19 protein-coding genes and 1 pseudogene are annotated in these 17,524 nt (G+C 73.2%); 4 read left to right on the forward strand and 16 right to left on the reverse strand.

Features of this window, described 5'->3' with window-relative positions; genetic code table 11:
• Window positions 1–48 precede the first annotated feature (48 nt).
• From ACWGH0_RS32605 to ACWGH0_RS32625, 5 genes and pseudogenes are all read right to left on the reverse strand, one after another.
• Window positions 49–264, reverse strand: coding sequence for an I78 family peptidase inhibitor (locus ACWGH0_RS32605; RefSeq protein WP_453407889.1), 216 nt, complete (start codon window positions 262–264; stop codon window positions 49–51).
• Window positions 265–685: 421 nt separating this feature from the next.
• The gene (locus ACWGH0_RS32610) at window positions 686–1,660 is read right to left on the reverse strand and encodes a helix-turn-helix transcriptional regulator (protein WP_453407890.1); all 975 of its coding nucleotides are present in this window, start codon (window positions 1,658–1,660) and stop codon (window positions 686–688) included.
• A gap of 61 nt (window positions 1,661–1,721) precedes the next feature.
• Window positions 1,722–2,564 (reverse strand): hypothetical protein, encoded by an 843-nt coding sequence (locus ACWGH0_RS32615; protein ID WP_453407891.1) that lies wholly within the window; start codon window positions 2,562–2,564, stop codon window positions 1,722–1,724.
• Window positions 2,561–3,843: pseudogene (locus ACWGH0_RS32620) on the reverse strand (glycosyltransferase family 4 protein). The gene ACWGH0_RS32615 and the pseudogene ACWGH0_RS32620 overlap by 4 nt, the downstream one beginning before the upstream one ends.
• A gap of 296 nt (window positions 3,844–4,139) precedes the next feature.
• A complete protein-coding gene (locus tag ACWGH0_RS32625; protein ID WP_453407892.1) occupies window positions 4,140–4,724 on the reverse strand; it encodes a transglycosylase family protein in 585 nt (194 codons plus the stop codon).
• Between the two features lie 256 nt (window positions 4,725–4,980).
• On the opposite strand from ACWGH0_RS32625, the gene ACWGH0_RS32630 reads away from it, so the two are divergent.
• Both ACWGH0_RS32630 and ACWGH0_RS32635 read left to right on the forward strand, forming a co-directional pair.
• Complete coding sequence (locus ACWGH0_RS32630) at window positions 4,981–5,772, forward strand: hypothetical protein (protein ID WP_453407893.1); 792 nt, start codon at window positions 4,981–4,983, stop codon at window positions 5,770–5,772.
• A gap of 112 nt (window positions 5,773–5,884) precedes the next feature.
• On the forward strand, window positions 5,885–6,262 hold the full coding sequence (locus ACWGH0_RS32635) for a hypothetical protein (protein WP_453407894.1): 378 nt from the start codon (window positions 5,885–5,887) through the stop codon (window positions 6,260–6,262).
• A gap of 30 nt (window positions 6,263–6,292) precedes the next feature.
• Here the strand turns inward: ACWGH0_RS32635 and der are convergent, their stop codons facing one another.
• The 5 genes from der to aroH form a co-directional block, all read right to left on the reverse strand.
• On the reverse strand, window positions 6,293–7,753 hold the full coding sequence (gene der, locus ACWGH0_RS32640) for a ribosome biogenesis GTPase Der (protein WP_453407895.1): 1,461 nt from the start codon (window positions 7,751–7,753) through the stop codon (window positions 6,293–6,295).
• Between the two features lie 69 nt (window positions 7,754–7,822).
• The gene (locus ACWGH0_RS32645) at window positions 7,823–8,410 is read right to left on the reverse strand and encodes a lysophospholipid acyltransferase family protein (RefSeq protein ID WP_453407907.1); all 588 of its coding nucleotides are present in this window, start codon (window positions 8,408–8,410) and stop codon (window positions 7,823–7,825) included.
• 53 nt (window positions 8,411–8,463) lie between these two features.
• Window positions 8,464–9,171 carry a (d)CMP kinase gene (gene cmk / locus ACWGH0_RS32650; RefSeq protein ID WP_453407896.1) on the reverse strand — a complete coding sequence of 236 codons (708 nt, stop codon included), beginning with the start codon at window positions 9,169–9,171 and terminating at the stop codon, window positions 8,464–8,466.
• Between the two features lie 141 nt (window positions 9,172–9,312).
• Window positions 9,313–10,398, reverse strand: coding sequence for a prephenate dehydrogenase (locus ACWGH0_RS32655; protein WP_453407897.1), 1,086 nt, complete (start codon window positions 10,396–10,398; stop codon window positions 9,313–9,315).
• Complete coding sequence (gene aroH / locus ACWGH0_RS32660; RefSeq protein ID WP_453407898.1) at window positions 10,395–10,757, reverse strand: chorismate mutase; 363 nt, start codon at window positions 10,755–10,757, stop codon at window positions 10,395–10,397. The genes ACWGH0_RS32655 and aroH overlap by 4 nt, the downstream gene beginning before the upstream one ends.
• Window positions 10,758–10,950: 193 nt before the next feature.
• On the opposite strand from aroH, the gene ACWGH0_RS32665 reads away from it, so the two are divergent.
• Both ACWGH0_RS32665 and ACWGH0_RS32670 read left to right on the forward strand, forming a co-directional pair.
• A complete protein-coding gene (locus ACWGH0_RS32665) occupies window positions 10,951–11,400 on the forward strand; it encodes a Rieske (2Fe-2S) protein (RefSeq protein ID WP_453407899.1) in 450 nt (149 codons plus the stop codon).
• A gap of 19 nt (window positions 11,401–11,419) precedes the next feature.
• Window positions 11,420–12,139 (forward strand): nucleotidyltransferase domain-containing protein, encoded by a 720-nt coding sequence (locus ACWGH0_RS32670; RefSeq protein WP_453407900.1) that lies wholly within the window; start codon window positions 11,420–11,422, stop codon window positions 12,137–12,139.
• On the opposite strand, the gene ACWGH0_RS32675 is transcribed toward ACWGH0_RS32670, so the two are convergent.
• The 6 genes from ACWGH0_RS32675 to ACWGH0_RS32700 form a co-directional block, all read right to left on the reverse strand.
• A complete protein-coding gene (locus ACWGH0_RS32675; RefSeq protein WP_453407901.1) occupies window positions 12,128–12,937 on the reverse strand; it encodes a nucleotidyltransferase domain-containing protein in 810 nt (269 codons plus the stop codon). The two genes, ACWGH0_RS32670 and ACWGH0_RS32675, sit on opposite strands and share 12 nt — an antisense overlap.
• Window positions 12,938–12,940: 3 nt before the next feature.
• Window positions 12,941–13,942 (reverse strand): ADP-ribosylglycohydrolase family protein, encoded by a 1,002-nt coding sequence (locus tag ACWGH0_RS32680; protein ID WP_453407902.1) that lies wholly within the window; start codon window positions 13,940–13,942, stop codon window positions 12,941–12,943.
• Entirely contained in the window at window positions 13,939–14,688 is a 750-nt protein-coding gene (locus ACWGH0_RS32685; RefSeq protein ID WP_453407903.1) for an NUDIX hydrolase, read from the reverse strand. The genes ACWGH0_RS32680 and ACWGH0_RS32685 overlap by 4 nt, the downstream gene beginning before the upstream one ends.
• The gene (locus ACWGH0_RS32690; protein ID WP_453407904.1) at window positions 14,685–15,764 is read right to left on the reverse strand and encodes an AAA family ATPase; all 1,080 of its coding nucleotides are present in this window, start codon (window positions 15,762–15,764) and stop codon (window positions 14,685–14,687) included. Before ACWGH0_RS32690 ends, ACWGH0_RS32685 begins: the two co-directional genes overlap by 4 nt.
• Complete coding sequence (gene pnuC / locus ACWGH0_RS32695) at window positions 15,761–16,414, reverse strand: nicotinamide riboside transporter PnuC (RefSeq protein WP_453407905.1); 654 nt, start codon at window positions 16,412–16,414, stop codon at window positions 15,761–15,763. Before pnuC ends, ACWGH0_RS32690 begins: the two co-directional genes overlap by 4 nt.
• A 127-nt stretch (window positions 16,415–16,541) precedes the next feature.
• The coding region (locus ACWGH0_RS32700) for a pseudouridine synthase (protein WP_453407906.1) at window positions 16,542–17,524 on the reverse strand (983 nt) is incomplete at its 5' end.

Genomic DNA, 17,524 nt, shown 5'->3' on the forward strand with positions numbered 1-17,524 from the left:
CTCCCGAGGAGCCGGCCGGGGCCTTCGCCGTGTGCGGAACCGAGTGCGTCAGCCCGTCCAGCAGCGGACGACGGTGTCCTTGTCGACCTCGAAGTTGAGTCGGCCCGCCAGGTACTCCATGGTGATGATCGAACCCGGCGGAAGCGCCCTGACGGTCGTCCAGCCGCGCTCGCGGGCCAGCCGCTCCGCGCCGTCGGCAGCGAGGCCGACGTACGCCTCGGGGTTGTCGTCGGGCTGGGCTGAAGGGGTCGGTAGAGGTGCCATGGGACTCACCGTAGGCCGCCTCCCGCAGGGAGGGAAGGGCGGGCCGGGAGCGGTGAGTCACCGCCCCACATACCTCAGCGGTCACACTTGTGTCACAGGATCACGACAGGCGTTTGGTATGGGCGTCATCGCCCGAAAGGGCATCCGGATGCCTTCGGGGCGAATTGCCAACACCCCTCGAATCATCACCCAATAACAGGTTCTTAATTCCTTCCCGGCTCCCCCGTGTGCTCCGCCGAATTCGCGGCGCGCGCTCCTGCCGCATAACTGACGGGCCGTAGCGAATTCACGGTTCCCCCACACGATCCGCACCGGACGCGGTGAGCCGCCGCGATGCTCGCGGCCCTTGGACGGGAGCGGCGGCCGGCCGCCCGGCCGTTGACCGGCACCCGGTTCCGGGGTCCGGCCGGGGCCGCCCGGATCACTCCGGAGCGCTGCGGTCCAGAGCGCGCCCGAGGAGATCACGCGCCGAACGGATCCGCTCCGTGAGCTCCGGCGGCTCGACCACCTCGAAGTCGAAGCCCGTCAGCATGATGTGAATGACCAGCAGGTCCAGGCTCGCCGCCCCGGTGCGCAGGAGGCAGCTGTCCTCGTCGGCCGCTTCGAGCACGCCGGCGCTCGGCGCGACCGCCTGCCGCGCCTCCTCCAGCGGCGCGAGCAGCCGGACGACCGCCGTCGCGGCGTACGCCCCGGTGGAGACGCCCTCGGAGACGTACGCCGCGAGATCCCCGGCCGGAGGGTCGCGCGGCTCGAAGCGCGGGCCGTGCGGGGGTGTCGGCGTGATCCGGTCCGCCCGGAACGTACGCCAGTCCGAGCGGTCCACGTCCCAGGCGACGAGGTACCAGCGGCGCTCGGTGCACACCAGGCGGTGCGGCTCGACGGTCCTGCGGGTGGAACTGCCGCCATGGTCCCGGTACGCGAAGCGCAGCCGCTCGGTGTCCCGGCAGGCGTTGGCCAGCTCGGTGAGCACGGACGCGTCGACGGTGGACGCCGCCGGCCCGCGCAGCATGGGCACGGTGAAGGCGTTGAGCGCGCCGACGCGGCGGCGCAGCCGGCTGGGCAGCACCTGTTCGAGCTTGGCCAGCGCGCGTACGGACGTCTCCCCGATGCCTTCGACGCCCTGTCCGGCGGCGGTGCGCAGCCCGACCGCGACGGCCACGGCCTCCTCGTCGTCGAGGAGCAGCGGCGGGAGTTCGGCTCCCGCGCCGAGCCGGTAGCCGCCGCCCGTGCCCGGGCTGGCGTTGACGGGGTAGCCCAGTTCGCGCAGCCGGTCGACGTCGCGGCGCACGGTGCGCGGGGTGACGCCGAGCCGCTCGGCCAGGTCCGGGCCGGTCCACTCGCGGTGGGCCTGCAGCAGCGACAGCAGGCGCAGCAGACGTGCCGAGGTCTCCAACATGCGGCGAGTCTGCCAGGGCGCGGGGGCGGCACCGGCCCCCGGGCCCCGGCGTTCCCGGGCCCTACCGCGGGGTGTCGAGCCGCACGCTGAGGTCGTTGTCGACGGTGAAGTACGGGTACGCGGTGGTCGGCCGGTCCACCCCCGGCCACTCGACCGGCAGCGCCGGGTAGCGGAAGACGCCCTTCTTGTCCCACACGTCGTCCAGGATGCGCCCGATCCGTATCCCGGCCGCGCCGGGCTCGGCCCGCGCGGCGCACACCCACAGGTCCCACAGCCGCTGTTCGTCGCCGCGCCCCTCGGCCAGCGGCCCGTACACGAGGGTGAAGGCGAACGTGCCGTCGGCCCGGAGGGTCACCGGCACCCGGTGCGGGTCCTTCTTCGCGCCCCGCAGCCTGGCCTCGACGACGGCGTCCCCGTCGAGCGCGGCCCCGTACAGCCGCCCCTCCACGGTCATCGCGCCTTCGGGGAAGCCGATGGCTCCGGCCTCGGCGTGCGGCGCGCGCAGCCAGCTGCGCACCGCGAGCCTGCCGTCGGCGGTCGGGTACGGGATGCGTACGGCGACCTGGGCGCGCCCGGGGTCGGGGGCGCGGTCGACGAGCGACCGGAGGTCCCTGACGCCAGGCTCGATGCGCTGCTGCCCGGACTCGTCCCCGTGTGTGGTGAACGCGTCCCAGCGCCCTTCGGCCAGTTCGACGGTGCTCGGCAGCACGGCCCGCAGGCTGCCACCGCCGGTGGGTGTGAGCGGCAGCCGCACGACGTCCGCGGGCGTGTCGCCGCCGCGCCGCCGCAGCAGGAGCACCGCGCCCGGGGACGCCTCACCGGCGATGTCGAAGGTGACGCCGCCGGCGGAGTCCGCGATGCAGTCGGCGCGCGGCGGTTCCGTGCGGGTCGGGGTGGTGTTCATGCGGTCTGCCCTTTCCGGAGCACGGAGGCGGCCTTGCGGCGCAGCGCGTACGCCCCGTCGAGCACCGCTCCCCGGGAGGAGTAGAGCGCGTTCCGGGTCCGGCTGCACGAGTGGCGGTGGCCGCCGCGCGAGACCAGTTCGGTGAACAGCGCCTCGTGCCGCTCGGCGATGTTCCCCGGGTCGAAGCGGGCGGAACCGGCGAGCGCGGCCGCTCCCATGGCGCGGCGCCGGTCGTCGTCGTTGATCAGGCCGAGGAGCGCGTCGGCCACCGCGCCGGTGTCCCCGACCGGGACGAGCAGTCCGTCGCGGCCGTCGGAGATGATCTCACGCGGGCCGTGCGGGCAGTCGGTGGACACGACCGGAAGGCCGGATCTCATCGCTTCGACGATGGTCATGCCGAAGGACTCGTGCTCCGATGTGACCGCGGCGATGGAGCCTTTGACCCACTCGGGCTCCATGGGGCTGGCCGCGCCCATCAGGAAGACGTGGTTGTGCAGGCCGAGTTCGGCGACCAGCGCGTGCAGGGCGGCCTTCTCGTCCCGCTCGCGTCGCCGCCGCCGTAGATGCGCAGCCGCCAGTCGGGGCGGGCGGCGACGACCTTCGCGAAGGCTTCGACGAGCAGGTCGTAGCGCTTGACGCGGTTGAGCCGGCCGGCCGCGACGACCCACTTGGCGTCGGAGTCCGCCGGTGCGACGGCCGGCGCGGGCACGCTGTTGGGCACCGCCACGATCCGTACGCCCGGCAGCTTGAGGCGGGTGCGGTAGGCGTGGGCGTCGGCCTCGGTGACGGTGGTGACGGCGTCCAGCACCGCGTAACGGTGACTCAGTTCCCGGCGCAGCCGTTGGCTGTGACCCGCGAGCGTGAGGTGCTCCTGCCCGACGCGCACGGGGCCGCGCCGGGTCTGGCGGGTGATGTGCACATTGAGCCCGGGGCGGGTGCCGACGACGACGTCCGCCTCCGTGGACCCCAGGTGCGTGGCGATGCGGGCGTCGGTGAGGCGGCTGTACTGCTGGTGACGGCCGTCGCCCACGGGGAAGATCCTCGCCGGGAGCGCGAACCGCTCGTCGTCGCCGTCGTATCCGGGGCTTTTCGCGCGCAGGTCGACGAGGTAGTCCAGCCGTACGCCGGCGGGGGCGCCCATCGCCGGCTCGTCGCGGTGGCGGAAGACCGAGACGATCTCGACGTCGTGCCGCTCGGCCAGCGCCTGCGCGAGGTTGAACGTCGTACGGATCGTCCCTCCGATGCCGTACGCGTTGTGGAGCAGGAAAGAGATGTGCATACGACGACGCGACCCCCAGATCTTCAGCGGACTGGTCATGTCCGACTGCTTTCAGAAATGGACTGTACTGGGCGAAAACTGATCGGCCCGAGCCGCATCAAATCGTTCCAATACGGTTGCGGCATCGATAGCCCGAGCGGGCAACCAAACCGCCGTTCCACGCATCAGGGGCGGTGGGCGGTGCGGGAGTTGCGCGTCACCCGGGCGGGCGGAACAGCGCCTGCCGCCCGCCCTGCCGGGCCGGGCGGCGGCGCTTCCCGTGTTCGCGCACGCACCGCGCCGGGGAGCGCTCGTGTTCAGCGGCGAGGCGTCGGAGCCCAGGTGCGCGCGGACGCGCTCTTCGCCTGCGGGACGACCAGCATCGTCCCGGTGCGGATCCGGTGCGGATCGCCGCCGACCGCCTTCGCGTTGGCCCGGTGGAGCGCCTTCCAGCCGCCGGGCACCCCGTACCGGCGGGCGATCGAGGCGAGCGTGTCACCGGCCTTGACGACATGGACCCGTCCGGAGAGGCGGTAGCGCTTGGCACAGACCGGCCATGCCTTCCACCCCTGGTTGGCGAGCACCTTCTCGGCCACCTCGATCTGCTCCGCCGGGGTGGCGAGGTCCGCGCGCGGGGCGTACGCGAGCCCGCCGTGCTGCACCCAGGTCGGCTGGTGGAACTGGAGCCCCCCGTAATAGCCGTTGCCCGTGTTGATGTGCCAGTCCCCGCCGCTCTCGCACTCCGCGAGGCAGCCCCAGGGCCACTGCTGCTTGGTGCAGCTCCCCGCCCCGGGCGCGGGCGCGGGCGGCGGGGACCCGGCCCGCGCGCCCGTCGGGCAGAGGGCCAGCAGTACGGCGAGCAGGGCGACCGGCACGGAGCGGGACTGCGGCAGCTTCGGCATCGCGCCACGCTAAGCAGCCGCCCCCGCGCCGCCACGGAGGCCGCGCGGCCGGCTCCACAGCCCCACCCGGTCGGCGGGACCCGCGGACCCGCCGGACGGTTCGTCAGGCGCCGGGGGGCGCGCGGACCGGCGTCCGCCCCGGCGCATCGGTTCGATTCTGTTCCCTTCTTCGCGTGACCCCGGCGACAGCTCACCCGTTGTCTTCTTGACGAGCCGGGAACCGCCCGGCACCCGCACCGAGTCCGAGGAGTCCCCCGTGCCGCGCATGCTCGACGTCAGCGACGACGTACGCGCCGAGATCGGCAACGAAGAAGCCGACCGCCTGCTCGCCGGCGAGAACGCCCCGGGCAGTTACGACTGCACCTCCTGCCGCACCCAGGGCGACTCCGAACTGGAGCGCACGAGCACCGTGCTGTTCGTCGGCGACGAAACGGCCGTCCTCGCGTTCGCCCACGCCACCTGCATCCCCTCCCAGGTCGTGCAGGTGGCCGAGGAGCAGCTCCAGGGCGCCGTACGCAGCATCACCGGCGGCGGCCCCGACCTGCCGGGAGCCGAGGAGTTCGGCGGCTCGCCGGGCCAGGCCGTCCTCGGGATCACCAGCGGCCTCGTGCTGATCGACGGCCAGCTGCACCCGGCCCTGGTCGTCGAGCCGACCGGGCCGGTCGCGCGCCCCGGCTCCGACCGCACCACCGACGAGTTCCTGGCGCTCGTGACCGAGCAGGGTTTCCAGCCGGTCGCCGACATGAACGACGTGCCCGCCGCGCTGCCCGGCTGGTCGGTGCTGCTCGCCATGGGCCAGCTCCACGCCGTGCTCCAGCCGGGGGCCAACGGCGGCAGCCCGGTGTCCTGGTGGCAGGCGCACCAGCCGCTCCAGGTGACCGAGGGCTGGCGCACGGCGGCCAACAAGTCGAGCACCGTCCTCGTCTACACCGCGCCGGCCGGTTCCATCGGCCAGCAGCCGCGCGAGGACCTGCTGCGCAACGCGCTGGAGCGGGCGGCCGCGCGGGGTGTGCTGGCCGCCGCCGCCATGCCGCTGGCCGGCACCTGACGGGCCCGGGCGGGCCGCCGGCAGGGCCGGACGGCGGACCGCTCACCCCCGCCGAGCAGGGAATTCCCTGCTCGGCCCGCATCCGACGGGCGCTGAGGTCGTTGGCACGTACGTGCACTCATACGACCCCTCACGCCATCAGCCGTACCAGAGCCAGATCCCCTCGATGCGCCCCTCGCGAGAAACCCAGACCGACCACTCGCACACCCCGATCTACGACGCGCTCTACTCGGAGTACCGCCGGTCCTTCCGGGCACTGCCCGGCGACCGCACCGGCGAGGAGGAACTGGGGTTCACGGGCTTCTCCTCGGGGCCGCGCCACGGGCATGGCTCCACGAGTCACACCGGTCAGGGCTCGCACGGCGGGCACACCGGCTTCTGGCGTGTCACGAGCAGCGACAGCGGCACCACCGCACACGGCAACGGGCGGCAGCACACCGGGAATCACTTCCCGGCCGCGCTGCCGCCCGCTCCTCGTCGGGGCTTCTAGGAAGCCCGCCGGCCCGCCGGGGGCCTCAGGTCACTTCTTGCGGCCGCGCTTCTCGCGCACCCGGACCGAGATGTGGATCGGCGTTCCCTCGAAACCGAACTCCTCGCGCAGCCGGCGCTCGATGAACCGCCGGTAGCCGGCCTCCAGGAAGCCGGAGGCGAAGAGCACGAACCGCGGCGGCTTGGCTCCCGCCTGCGTCCCGAAGAGGATGCGGGGCTGCTTGCCGCCGCGGACGGGGTGCGGGTGGGAGGCCACGATCTCGCCGAGGAAGGCGTTGAGCCTGCCGGTCGGGATACGCGTCTCCCAGCCGGCCAGCGCCGTCTCGATCGCCGGGACCAGCTTCTCCATGTGGCGGCCGGTCTGCGCGGAGACGTTCACCCGCGGCGCCCACGCCACCTGGGCGAGCTCGGTCTCGATCTCGCGCTCCAGGTAGTAGCGGCGCTCCTCGTCGAGGGTGTCCCACTTGTTGTACGCGATGACCAGCGCGCGGCCCGCTTCGACGGCCATCGTGATGATCCGCTGGTCCTGCACGCTGATGGACTCGCTGGCGTCGATCAGTACGACCGCGACTTCGGCCTTCTCGACGGCGGCGGCGGTCCGCAGGGACGCGTAGTAGTCCGCGCCCTCCTGGAGGTGGACCCGGCGGCGGATACCGGCCGTGTCGATGAACTTCCAGGTGATGCCGCCGAGCTCGATCAGCTCGTCGACCGGGTCGCGCGTGGTGCCCGCGATCTCGTTGACGACGACGCGGTCCTCGTTCGCCACCCGGTTCAGGAGCGACGACTTGCCGACGTTCGGGCGGCCGATGAGCGCGATACGGCGCGGGCCGCCGAGGGCCGCGCCGAAGGTCTGGGCGGGGGCCTCCGGCAGGGCCTCCAGAATGGCGTCCAGCATGTCGCCGGTGCCGCGGCCGTGCAGCGAGGAGACGGGGTGCGGCTGGCCGAGGCCGAGCGACCACAGCGCGGTCGCGTCCGCCTCGCCGCTCAGGCCGTCGACCTTGTTGGCGCAGAGCACCACGGGCTTGCCGGCCTTGCGCAGCAGCCGGACGACGGCTTCGTCGGTGTCGGTGGCGCCGACCGTGGAGTCGACGACGAAGACGACCGCGTCGGCGGCCTCGATCGCGTACTCGGCCTGGGCGGCGACGGACGCGTCGATGCCGAGGACGTCCTGCTCCCAGCCGCCGGTGTCGACGATCTTGAAGCGGCGGCCCGCCCACTCGGCCTCGTAGGTGACACGGTCGCGGGTGACGCCCGGCTTGTCCTCTACGACGGCCTCGCGGCGGCCGATGATGCGGTTCACCAGGGTCGACTTGCCGACGTTCGGGCGGCCGACGACGGCGAGGACGGGCAGCGGGCCGTGACCGGCCTCGCCGATCGCGCCTTCGACCTCTTCGGGGTCGAAGCCCTCCTGCGCGGCGAGCTCCATGAACTCCGCGTACTCGGCGTCGCCAAGTGCTCCGTGCTCGTCGCCGGAGTGAATCTGGTCGTTCATGAAGTCCGTTCCTCGTTCATCATCATCGATGGACCACCCGATGGGCGCGGTCCACTACTCAAGTCTCGCCTAACGCCCGGTGAAGCGCCTGGCACTTTCCAGGTGGGCGGTCAGCCGCTCCTGGATACGCACGGTGGCCTCGTCCAGCGCCTTGCGCGTACGCCGTCCGCTGCCGTCACCGGCCTCGAAGGGGTCGCCGAAGACGACGTCCACGCGACCGCGCAGCGGCGGCAGCCCCCGTATGAGCCGGCCCCGCCGTTCGGTGCTGCCGAGGACCGCCACGGGGACGATCGGCGCCCCGCTGCGCACCGCGAAGTACGAGAGGCCGGCGCGCAGCGACGCGAAGTCGCCCTCGCCCCGGGTGCCCTCGGGGAAGATCCCGAGCACGCCGCCGTCCGCCAGGACGCCGAGCGCGTTCGAGATCGCCGTTCGGTCGGCGGTCGCGCGGTCCACCTTCAGCTGCCCGATTCCGCGCAGGAACGGGTCGAGGGGGCCGACGAACGCCTCTTTCTTGATCAGGAAGTGCACGGGCCTGGGGGCCGTCCCCATCAGCATGGGACCGTCGATCATGTGCGAGTGGTTCACCGCCAGGATCACCGGCCCGCTCATGGGCACCCGCCAGGCACCGAGCACGCGCGGCTTCCACAGCCCGTACATCAGGCCGATGCCGATGCCGCGCCCGACCGCCGCACCACGCGATGTGGGTGCGGTCACTTCGCGGCCCGCTTCCCCTCGACCAGGGTAACGACACACTCGATGACCTGCTCCAGCGTGAGGTCGCTGGTGTCGACCTCGACGGCGTCGTCCGCCTTGGCGAGCGGCGAGGTCTTGCGGCTGGAGTCGGCCGCGTCCCGCTTCAGCAGGGCCTCGCGGGTGGCGGAGACGTCCGCTCCCTTGAGCTCGCCGCTGCGGCGGGCGGCACGCGCCTCGGGAGAGGCGGTGAGGAAGATCTTGAGGTCGGCGTCCGGCAGCACGGTGGTACCAATGTCGCGTCCCTCGACGACGATGCCGAGCGCGGCGCCCCGGGCGATGGAGCGCTGGAGTTCGGTGATGAGGGTGCGCACCTCGGGCACGGCGCTCACGGCGCTCACCTTGGAGGTGACCTCCTGGGTGCGGATCGGCCCGGAGGCGTCGACCCCGTCGACCGTGATCGTGGGGGCGGACGGGTCGGTCCCGGAGACGATGACGGGCTTGCCCGCGGCGTCCGCGATCGCGACCGGGTCCGTGACGTCGATGCCGTTGCTCAGCATCCACCACGTGATCGCCCGGTACTGGGCGCCGGTGTCCAGGTAGCTGAGCCCGAGCTTGGCGGCGACGGCCTTGGAGGTGCTGGACTTGCCCGTGCCGGAGGGGCCGTCGATGGCGACAATCACTGCTGCCGGGGCGGTCCGGGCGGCGGTTTCCACGGTGTAGGACACCTTCCTGGTACACGGGCTTGGGCGTACGGGGACCAACGGACCCCACACAAGGTTACCGAGTCCGGGGCCCCGCCCTCGACGCCCCCGCAAAGCCCCCACAAACCGGACACGCGCGGGCGCTCCCGGGCCCGCCTGCCCCTCCTACTGGCGGATCGACCAGCCCCGCTCCCGCAGCGACGCGGTCAGCCCGGGCGCCGCCGCCGGTTCGACCATGAGCTGCACCAGGCCGGCCTGCTGCCCGGTCGCGTGCTCGATGCGCACGTCCTCGATGTTGACGCCCGCGCGCCCGGCGTCCGCGAAGATCCTCGCCAGCTCGCCGGGACGGTCGCTGATGAGCACGGCGACGACCTCGTACGCCGCCGGGGCGGCCCCGTGCTTGCCGGGCACGCGCTCGCGGCCCGTGTTGCCGCGGCGCAGGACGTCCTCGATGCCGTCGGCGCCGGTGCGGCGCTTGTCGTCGTCGGCGGACTGCAGCGCCCGCAGGGCCTGGACGGTCTCCTCCAGGTCGGCCGCGACGCCGGTGAGGACGTCCGCGACGGGACCGGGGTTGGCGGACAGGATCTCGACCCACATCCGGGGGTCGGACGCGGCGATGCGGGTGACGTCCCGGATGCCCTGGCCGCACAGGCGTACCGCCGTCTCGTCCGCGTCCGCGAGGCGCGCCGCGACCATGGAGGAGACGAGCTGCGGGGTGTGCGAGACGAGCGCGACCGCGCGGTCGTGGGCGTCCGCGTCCATCACCACCGGTACGGCCCGGCACAGCGCGACCAGCTCGAGGGCGAGGTTGAGGACCTCGGTGTCGGTGTCGCGGGTGGGGGTCAGGACCCAGGGGCGGCCCTCGAAGAGGTCGGCGGTGGCGGCGAGCGGTCCCGAACGCTCCTTGCCGGACATCGGGTGCGTACCGATGTACGCCGTGAGGTCGCAGCCCAGTGCTTCCAGCTCGCGGCGCGGTCCGCCCTTGACACTGGCGACGTCGAGGTAGGCGCGGGCGACCCCGCGGGCCATGGCGTCGGCGAGCGTCGCGGCCACGTGCGCGGGCGGCACGGCCACGACGGCCAGGTCGACGGGGCCTTCGGGTGCCTCGTCGGTGCCCGCGCCGAGGGCGGCGGCGGTGTGCGCCCGGGCCGGGTCGTGGTCGGTGAGGTGGACGGTGACGCCGCGCCCGGCGAGGGCGAGGGCGGCGGAAGTGCCGATGAGGCCGGTTCCGACGACGAGGGCGGTTCTCACTGGGCGATGTCCTTGCGGAGGGCGGCGGCGGCGCCGAGGTAGATGTGCGACACGGATGATTTGGGCAGGTCCGACTCGACGTGCGCGAGGATCCGTACGACCCGGGGCATGGCGCCCGCTATGTCCAGTTCCTGGGCGCAGATGAGGGGTACGTCGACGATGCCGAGCTTGCGCGCGGCGGCGGCCGGGAAGTCGCTGTGGAGATCGGGGGTGGCCGTGAACCAGATGCTGATGAGGTCGTCGGGCGTGAGCCCGTTGCGCTCCAGGATCGCGGTGAGCAGCTCGCTGACCTGCTCGTCCATGTGCCCGGCCTCGTCCCGCTCCAGCTGGACGGCCCCACGCACCGCTCGTACTGCCACGTCGTGCTCCTCGCTCCGTGCCTCGTCTGCCCCTGCTGGATTCAGCGTAGTTGGGCCGGGTGGGGCGGGGCGCGGCGTGTTCTGGGGGTGAGACACGCGCACCGCGCCGCCGGGTGCTTCCTCCGGGGTGCGGCGCGGGCGAGGATGCTGCCCTTCGCGCCGGACGACCGGAGCGTGGGGTGAGGAGCGCGTGATGGGCAGGGGTACGAGCCGGCGGGCGGTCCTCGCGGCCGGCGCAGCGGCGGGCACCGTCCTGGCGGCCGGGTGCGGCGGCGGGGGCGGGGGCGGGGGCGGCGACACGGGCGGGACGCGGCAGGAGACGTCGGGACCGCCGGAGCCGCCCTCACCCGCCGGGGGCCGGGAACTGGCGCGGACGTCCGATATCCCGGTGGGCGGCGGCAAGGTCTTCGCGGACGACAGGATCGTGGTCACGCAGCCGGAGGAGGGTGTCTTCCGCGCCTTCTCGGCCGTCTGCACCCATCAGGGCTGCACGGTCGGCAGCGTCGGGGGCGGCACGATCAACTGTCCGTGTCACGACAGCCGGTTCCGGGTGACGGACGCCTCGGTCGCCGGCGGGCCGGCCCGCAGACCGCTCCCCCGGGAGGAGATCACCGTGGAAAACGGCTCGATCCGGCTGCCCTGACGGCGGCACAATCCCCAGCATGATCCCGCCCGCCGCCCCCGGCCCCTCCGACGCCCTTCCGACGCACGAGGACCTCGTGCGCGACCACACGGTGTACTCCTGCGTGATGGGCTCGCGCGCCTTCGGTCTGGCGACGGACGGCAGCGACACGGACCGGCGCGGCGTCTTCGTCGCGCCGACGCCCCTGTTCTGGCGCTTCGAGAAGCCGCCGACGCATGTCGAGGGGCCCGCGCAGGAGCAGTTCTCCTGGGAGCTGGAACGGTTCTGCGGCCTGGCCCTCGTGGCCAATCCCAACATCCTGGAGTGCCTGCACTCCCCCCTGGTCGAGCACGTCGACGCCACCGGGCGCGAGCTCCTCGCCCTGCGCGGGGCGTTCCTCTCCCGCCGGGCCCACCACACGTTCGCGCGGTACGCGACCGGTCAGCGCAAGAAGCTGGCGTCGGACGTACGGCAGCACGGCGCACCGCGCTGGAAGCACGCCATGCACCTGCTGCGGCTGCTCGCCTCCTGCCGCGACCTGCTGCGCACCGGCGAGCTCGTGCTCGACGTCGGCGCGGACCGCGAGCCCCTGCTGGCGGTCAAGCGCGGCGAGGTGTCGTGGCGGGAGGTCGAGCGCCGGATGGAGGTGCTGGTGGCGGAGGCCGACGCGGCCGCCGCGAAGACCCCCCTCCCGGCGGAGCCGGACCGCGCCCGCGTGGAGGACTTCCTCCTGCGCACCCGCCGCGCGTCAGCCCACTGAGGCGGCGGGCGCGCCCCCGGGGCGGTCGAGCCGCGTCCGTACGACGAAGTCGTTCAGCCGCTCGTACGCCGTCGCCTCGGCCGGAAGCCGGGACGCGGCCTGCGCCTCGTCGAGGACGCCGTGCAGGGCTTCGGCGTCGGCGCGCAGGCGCTCGCGGTCCGGCCCGGTGACCGCGCCGTGCTCCGCCTCCGCCTTCGCCGCGATCAGCTCCTCCAGGTAGCCCGGGGCGTCCACGCGCGTCAGCAGCGTGGGCAGGTGGGCCAAGACCTCGCCGCTGCGCATGAGGTGGATGCCGGTCAGCAGTGCCCGGAAGGTGTAGAGCAGCGGCTTCAGCTCGCCGGTCTTCTCGAAGAGCCGCCACTGCGTGCCCGCGAACCCCCGGTAGTGGTGCGCGTGACGGCTGGTCAGCACGGCGGGCACCAGCGCGACGAGTTCCGCGTGCGCGTCGGTCGTCCGTACGACCAGGGGCGAGAGCAGCTGCTCCAGCACATAGCCGTTGCGGCGCAGCATCAGCCGTACGAACTTGCGCAGGTCGTGCGTGACCAGGTCCATCTCGACGCCGTCGCGCACCCACATGCGCTCGCGCGTCTCGTCGGGCTGGTCCAGGCCGACGAGGTCCGACGCGGGCAGCAGGTGCGTACCGCGCAGGTCCACGTCGGAGTCGCGGGACGGGAACCCGTACAGGTGCGCCCCGGAGACCGTCGCGAACAGCAGGGGGTCCGTCTCGTCGGCGAGGACGGGCGCGAGGTCGGTGTCCGGCAGCCCGGCCTCGCGCAGACGCTTCTCGTACGCGTTCATCGGTCAGGCGTCCCAGAGCGCGCCGAGGGCCAGCAGCTCGGTCCGGTACTCGATGCGCTCGGCCCACTCGGCCGGCCACGCGTCCGCGCCCAGGTGCGCGCCCGCGAACGCTCCCGCCAGGCAGGCGATCGAGTCCGAGTCGCCCTTCGTGCACGCGGCCCGCCGCAGCGCAGTGACCGGGTCGCCGGGGAACAGCAGGAAGCACAGCAGCCCGGTGGCGAGGGCCTCCTCCGCGATCCAGCCGTCGCCCGTCGCCAGGCAGGGGTCCGTCTCCGGCGACGGTGCGCGCAGGGCCGCCGCGAGCCGCTCCAGTACGGCCAGGCACTCGTCCCAGCCGCGGGCGATGAACGCCTCGGGCGACGCGTCGTGGGCGTGCGTCCACAGGTCGCCGAGCCAGCGCTCGTGGTACCGGGTGCGGTTCTCGTACGCGTACGAACGGAGCAGCCCGACCAGACCGGTGGGCTCCGCCCCCTGCGCGAGCAGACGCACCGCGTGCGCCGTCAGGTCGCTCGCCGCCAGCGCCGTCGGGTGCCCGTGCGTGAGCGCCGACTGCAACTGCGCGGCCCCGGCGCGCTGCTCCTCGCTCAGCCCCGGCACGAGTCCGACCGGCGCGACCCGCATGTTGGCGCCGCAGCCCTTGGAGCCGAGCTGGCTGGCCTGCTGCCACGGGCGGTCGCCGTCGAGCAGCCGGCAGGCGACGAGGCAGGTGTTGCCGGGGGCCCGGTTGTTCTCCGGGGAGTGGTACCAGTCGACGAATTCCTCCCGTACGGGGCGCGCCAGCCCCGGCGGCCCGAGCACCCCCCGGTCCATCGCGGTGCGTATCCCGCGTCCCAGCGCGAGCGTCATCTGGGTGTCGTCCGTGACGATCGCGGGCGAAGGCAGTTCCATCTCGCGCCACGGACCGCACTTCGCGAGGATCGCGGGAACGTCGCTGAACTCGGTCGGGAAGCCGAGCGCGTCCCCGAGGGCGAGGCCCACGAGGGCCCCGGTGGCTGCCTGCTTCATACGGGCCGTTCTCCTTCGGATCGTCGTTCAGGGCGCAGAAGCGCCGGGTGCAGGGTGGTGGCGGTCCCCGCGCGGTAGAGAGCAGCGGGTTTGCCGCGCCCTCCGGTACGCCGGGGCGGGCCCTCCACGGGCTCCACGAAACCGGGCGAGGCCAGTACCTTGCGGCGGAAGTTGGGACGGTCGAGCTCCACGCCCCAGACCGTCTCGTAGACCTGCTGGAGCTCGCCGAGGGTGAACTCGGGCGGGCAGAACGCGGTGGCCAGGCAGGTGTACTCGAGCTTGGCGCGGATGCGCTCCCGCGCGTCCGCGACGATCCGCGCGTGGTCGAAGGCCGGCTCCGGCAGAGCGTCGACGGGCATCCACTGGGCGTGCGCCGCGTCGCCGCCGCCGCGCGGCTCCGGGAGGCCGGGCACGAGCGCGGTGTACGCGACGGAGACGACACGCATCCGGGGGTCCCGGTCGGGATCGCTGTACGTCCGCAGCTGCTCCAGGTGGAGCGCGGCCGCGGACCGCGAGGAGAGGCCGGTCTCCTCGGCCAGTTCGCGGCGGGCCGCGTCCTCGGCGCACTCCCGGGGCAGTATGAAACCGCCGGGGAGCGCCCACGCCCCCGCGAACGGGTCCTGTCCGCGCCGGATCAGCAGGACGTGCAGCCCGCCCTCGCGCACGGTGAAGACGGCCAGGTCGACGGTCACGGCGAACGGCTCGAAGGCGTGCGGGTCGTACGGCGTTCCCCCGTTCCCCTTCATCGCCTCTCCGGCAGCGGATCGGTGAAGCCCCATCCTTCGGCGAGCAGGGCGTCCACGGCGGCGACGGCGGTGGCGAGCCGCTCCTCGTGCGGTCCGCGGAGCGTGACGAACGGGCGTCCCGTGCGGGTCAGTTCCTCGCGGAAGCGTCCGGTCATCCAGGGCCGCAGATGCTCGCCGTCGCGCAGGCCGTCGTCCTCGAAGGGCACGCCCGTGTCGTCCGTGAGCAGCCACAGGTGCTGCGCCCCGCGTGCGGCGATCCGCGCCACCTCGGCGCTGGGGCCGCCGAGGTAGCGCTCGTGCCACACGGTGGTGGCGAAGGCGTCGGTGTCGCAGAACAGCACGGGCGAGCCGGCCCCGGCCGCCGCGTCCTCGTCGTCGGCCTGGCGCCGCGCGATCAGCGGGAAGTCCTCCGTGGCGAACACGACGTCCGTCCAGTCGGCCTCCGGGCGTCGCGCGCGCAGGGCGGCCAGCCTCTCCTCGCTGTACCGCCTGCCGTACTCGGGAACCCACCGGGTCCCTTCCCAGACACCGCCCCTGGCCCGGTAGTGGCCGGCGAGCGCCCGCGCCATGGTGGTGGTGCCGGTCGACTCGGCCCCCAGGACGACGACCCGCCGTGCGAGGGCGGCCCGCACAGGCGCCTCCAGGAAGTCCCAGTGGCGGACGGGGTCGGCGCGGACGGCCGTTCCCGAGACCGGGAAGGCCGTCCTGCCGGGGTCGACGCACACCGCCTCCGCGCCGAAGCGCCGGCCGAGCTCCTCGCCGTACGCCTCGGAGGTGAAGACGGCGTCGACGGCCTCCGGAACAGCGGCCAGGAAGACCGCCATGTGCGCGTCCCACACGGCGGGGTCGGTGAGGTCGACGGGGATGTCGTCCACGGCGCCCACGACATCGGCGTCCGGGTGCGCGGCCCGCATCCACGCCACCCGGTCGGCGAGCGCCACGGACTCGACGGACGAGGCGCACACGAGAACGGTGAGCCGTTCGCAGCGTTCCCGCGCGGTGCGCACGAGATGGTGGTGTCCCGCGTGCGGCGGATAGAACTTCCCGAGCACGAGTCCGTGCTTGTACGCCGTCATACGGCGGCCCGCGCGAGCGGCTGTTCCGGGGAGGCGGTGGACCGCCGCCAGTTGAGCAGCCCGAGCACGCACAGGGCCATGAAGCCGAGGTACAGCAGGGAGGTCAGGTACAGCTCCTTGTAGGCGTACAGGGGGACGTACACGACGTCCGCCGCGATCCACAGCCACCACGATTCGAGGCGCTTCCTGCACTGCCCGTACGTCGCCATGAGGGACAGAGCGGTCGTCAGGGCGTCCCAGAAGGGCACGGTCGAATCGGTGGCGCGGTCCAGGAGCAGGGTGAGGGAGAGGGTCCCCACCGCCCCCGCCGCCAGCAGCCAGGTCCACTCGGTGCGGCTCGTGCGCCGCACCGGGAGGGACGAGGAGCCTGGTCCACCCCCGTGGGTCCAGGTCCACCAGCCGTAGGCGGCGAGGGAGATGAAGACGACCTGCAGGCCGGCGTCGGCGTACAGGCCCGCCTGGATGAACAGGAGGACGAAGAAGAGGTTGTTGGCGATGCCGATCGGCCAGTTGGCGATGTGCTGCCGGGCGACGAGCCAGACGCAGAGCGCGCCGCTGCCGAATCCGAGCACCTCGGTCCAGCTCACCGGGGTGTCGAGGACGGTCACCAGCGGCTGCTGCAACGGTCCCAGTATGTCCGCGAGACTCACGCCCACCTCCTTAATGGTCAGGATGACTATAAAGGCGGGGCGGGCGGACCACAAGCCCGAAAAAGCCCCGGCGGGCTCCTGTGCGTACAGGAACCCGCCGGGGCTCTGGGCTGCTTGGGGCGTGCGGTTACAGGCCGACTTCCTTCATCAGCATGCCGACCTCGGTGTTGGTGAGACGGCGCAGCCAGCCGGACTTCTGGTCGCCCAACGGAATCGGCCCGAAGGACGTCCGCACGAGCCGCTCGACCGGGAAGCCGGCCTCGGCCAGCATGCGGCGGACGATGTGCTTGCGGCCCTCGTGGAGGGTCACCTCGACCAGGTAGTTCTTGCCGGTGTTCTCGACGACGCGGAAGTGGTCGGCGCGGGCGTACCCGTCCTCCAGCGCGATGCCGTCCTTGAGCCGCTTGCCGAGGTCGCGCGGGAGCGGTCCCTGGATGGCGGCGAGGTAGGTCTTCTTCACGCCGTACTTGGGGTGGGTGAGACGGTGGGCCAGCTCGCCGTGGTTGGTGAGCAGGATGATGCCCTCGGTCTCGGTGTCCAGCCGGCCCACGTGGAAGAGACGCGTCTCACGGTTGTTGACGTAGTCGTTCAGGTTCTGGCGGCCGTCCGGGTCGCCCATGGTGGCGACCACGCCGGCCGGCTTGTTGAGCGCGAAGAAGAGGTGCGACTGGGTGGCGACCGTCAGGCCGTCGACCTTGACCTCGTCCTTGTGCACGTCGACCCGGCGGCCCTGCTCGGTCACGATCTCGCCGTTGACCTCGACGCGGGCCTGCTCGATCAGCTCCTCGCAGGCGCGCCGCGAACCCATGCCGGCGCGGGCGAGGACCTTCTGCAGGCGCTCGCCCTCCTGCTCGGCTCCGGGGAACGTCTTGGGCGTCTTCACCTGGGGCTTGCTGTGGCGCTCGCGTACGCGCTCCTCCAGCTTGGCGTCGAGCTCGCGCGGGCGGGAGGGAGCGCTCTGCGGGCCGCGGCGCAGGCCGGGGGTCCGGAAGCCGCCCTGCGGGGCCTTGGGGCCGCCCTTGGCGCCACCGCGCGCGGACGCGCCGCGGCTGCCGGTGCTCGCGGAACCGCCGGCGCCGCTTCCGACGCGACCGGCGCCCGAACCAGCAC

This window comes from Streptomyces sp. NPDC054887, assembly GCF_053610585.1.

Coding starts and splice junctions, on each gene's coding strand:
- ACWGH0_RS32605 (WP_453407889.1), bottom strand. CDS start 264: ATGGCACCTCTACCGACCCCTTCAGCCCAGCCCGACGACAACCCCGAG.
- ACWGH0_RS32610 (WP_453407890.1), bottom strand. CDS start 1,660: ATGTTGGAGACCTCGGCACGTCTGCTGCGCCTGCTGTCGCTGCTGCAG.
- ACWGH0_RS32615 (WP_453407891.1), bottom strand. CDS start 2,564: ATGAACACCACCCCGACCCGCACGGAACCGCCGCGCGCCGACTGCATC.
- ACWGH0_RS32625 (WP_453407892.1), bottom strand. CDS start 4,724: ATGCCGAAGCTGCCGCAGTCCCGCTCCGTGCCGGTCGCCCTGCTCGCC.
- der (WP_453407895.1), bottom strand. CDS start 7,753: ATGAACGACCAGATTCACTCCGGCGACGAGCACGGAGCACTTGGCGAC.
- ACWGH0_RS32645 (WP_453407907.1), bottom strand. CDS start 8,410: ATGTACGGGCTGTGGAAGCCGCGCGTGCTCGGTGCCTGGCGGGTGCCC.
- ACWGH0_RS32665 (WP_453407899.1), top strand. CDS start 10,951: ATGGGCAGGGGTACGAGCCGGCGGGCGGTCCTCGCGGCCGGCGCAGCG.
- ACWGH0_RS32670 (WP_453407900.1), top strand. CDS start 11,420: ATGATCCCGCCCGCCGCCCCCGGCCCCTCCGACGCCCTTCCGACGCAC.
- ACWGH0_RS32675 (WP_453407901.1), bottom strand. CDS start 12,937: ATGAACGCGTACGAGAAGCGTCTGCGCGAGGCCGGGCTGCCGGACACC.
- ACWGH0_RS32680 (WP_453407902.1), bottom strand. CDS start 13,942: ATGAAGCAGGCAGCCACCGGGGCCCTCGTGGGCCTCGCCCTCGGGGAC.
- ACWGH0_RS32685 (WP_453407903.1), bottom strand. CDS start 14,688: ATGAAGGGGAACGGGGGAACGCCGTACGACCCGCACGCCTTCGAGCCG.
- ACWGH0_RS32690 (WP_453407904.1), bottom strand. CDS start 15,764: ATGACGGCGTACAAGCACGGACTCGTGCTCGGGAAGTTCTATCCGCCG.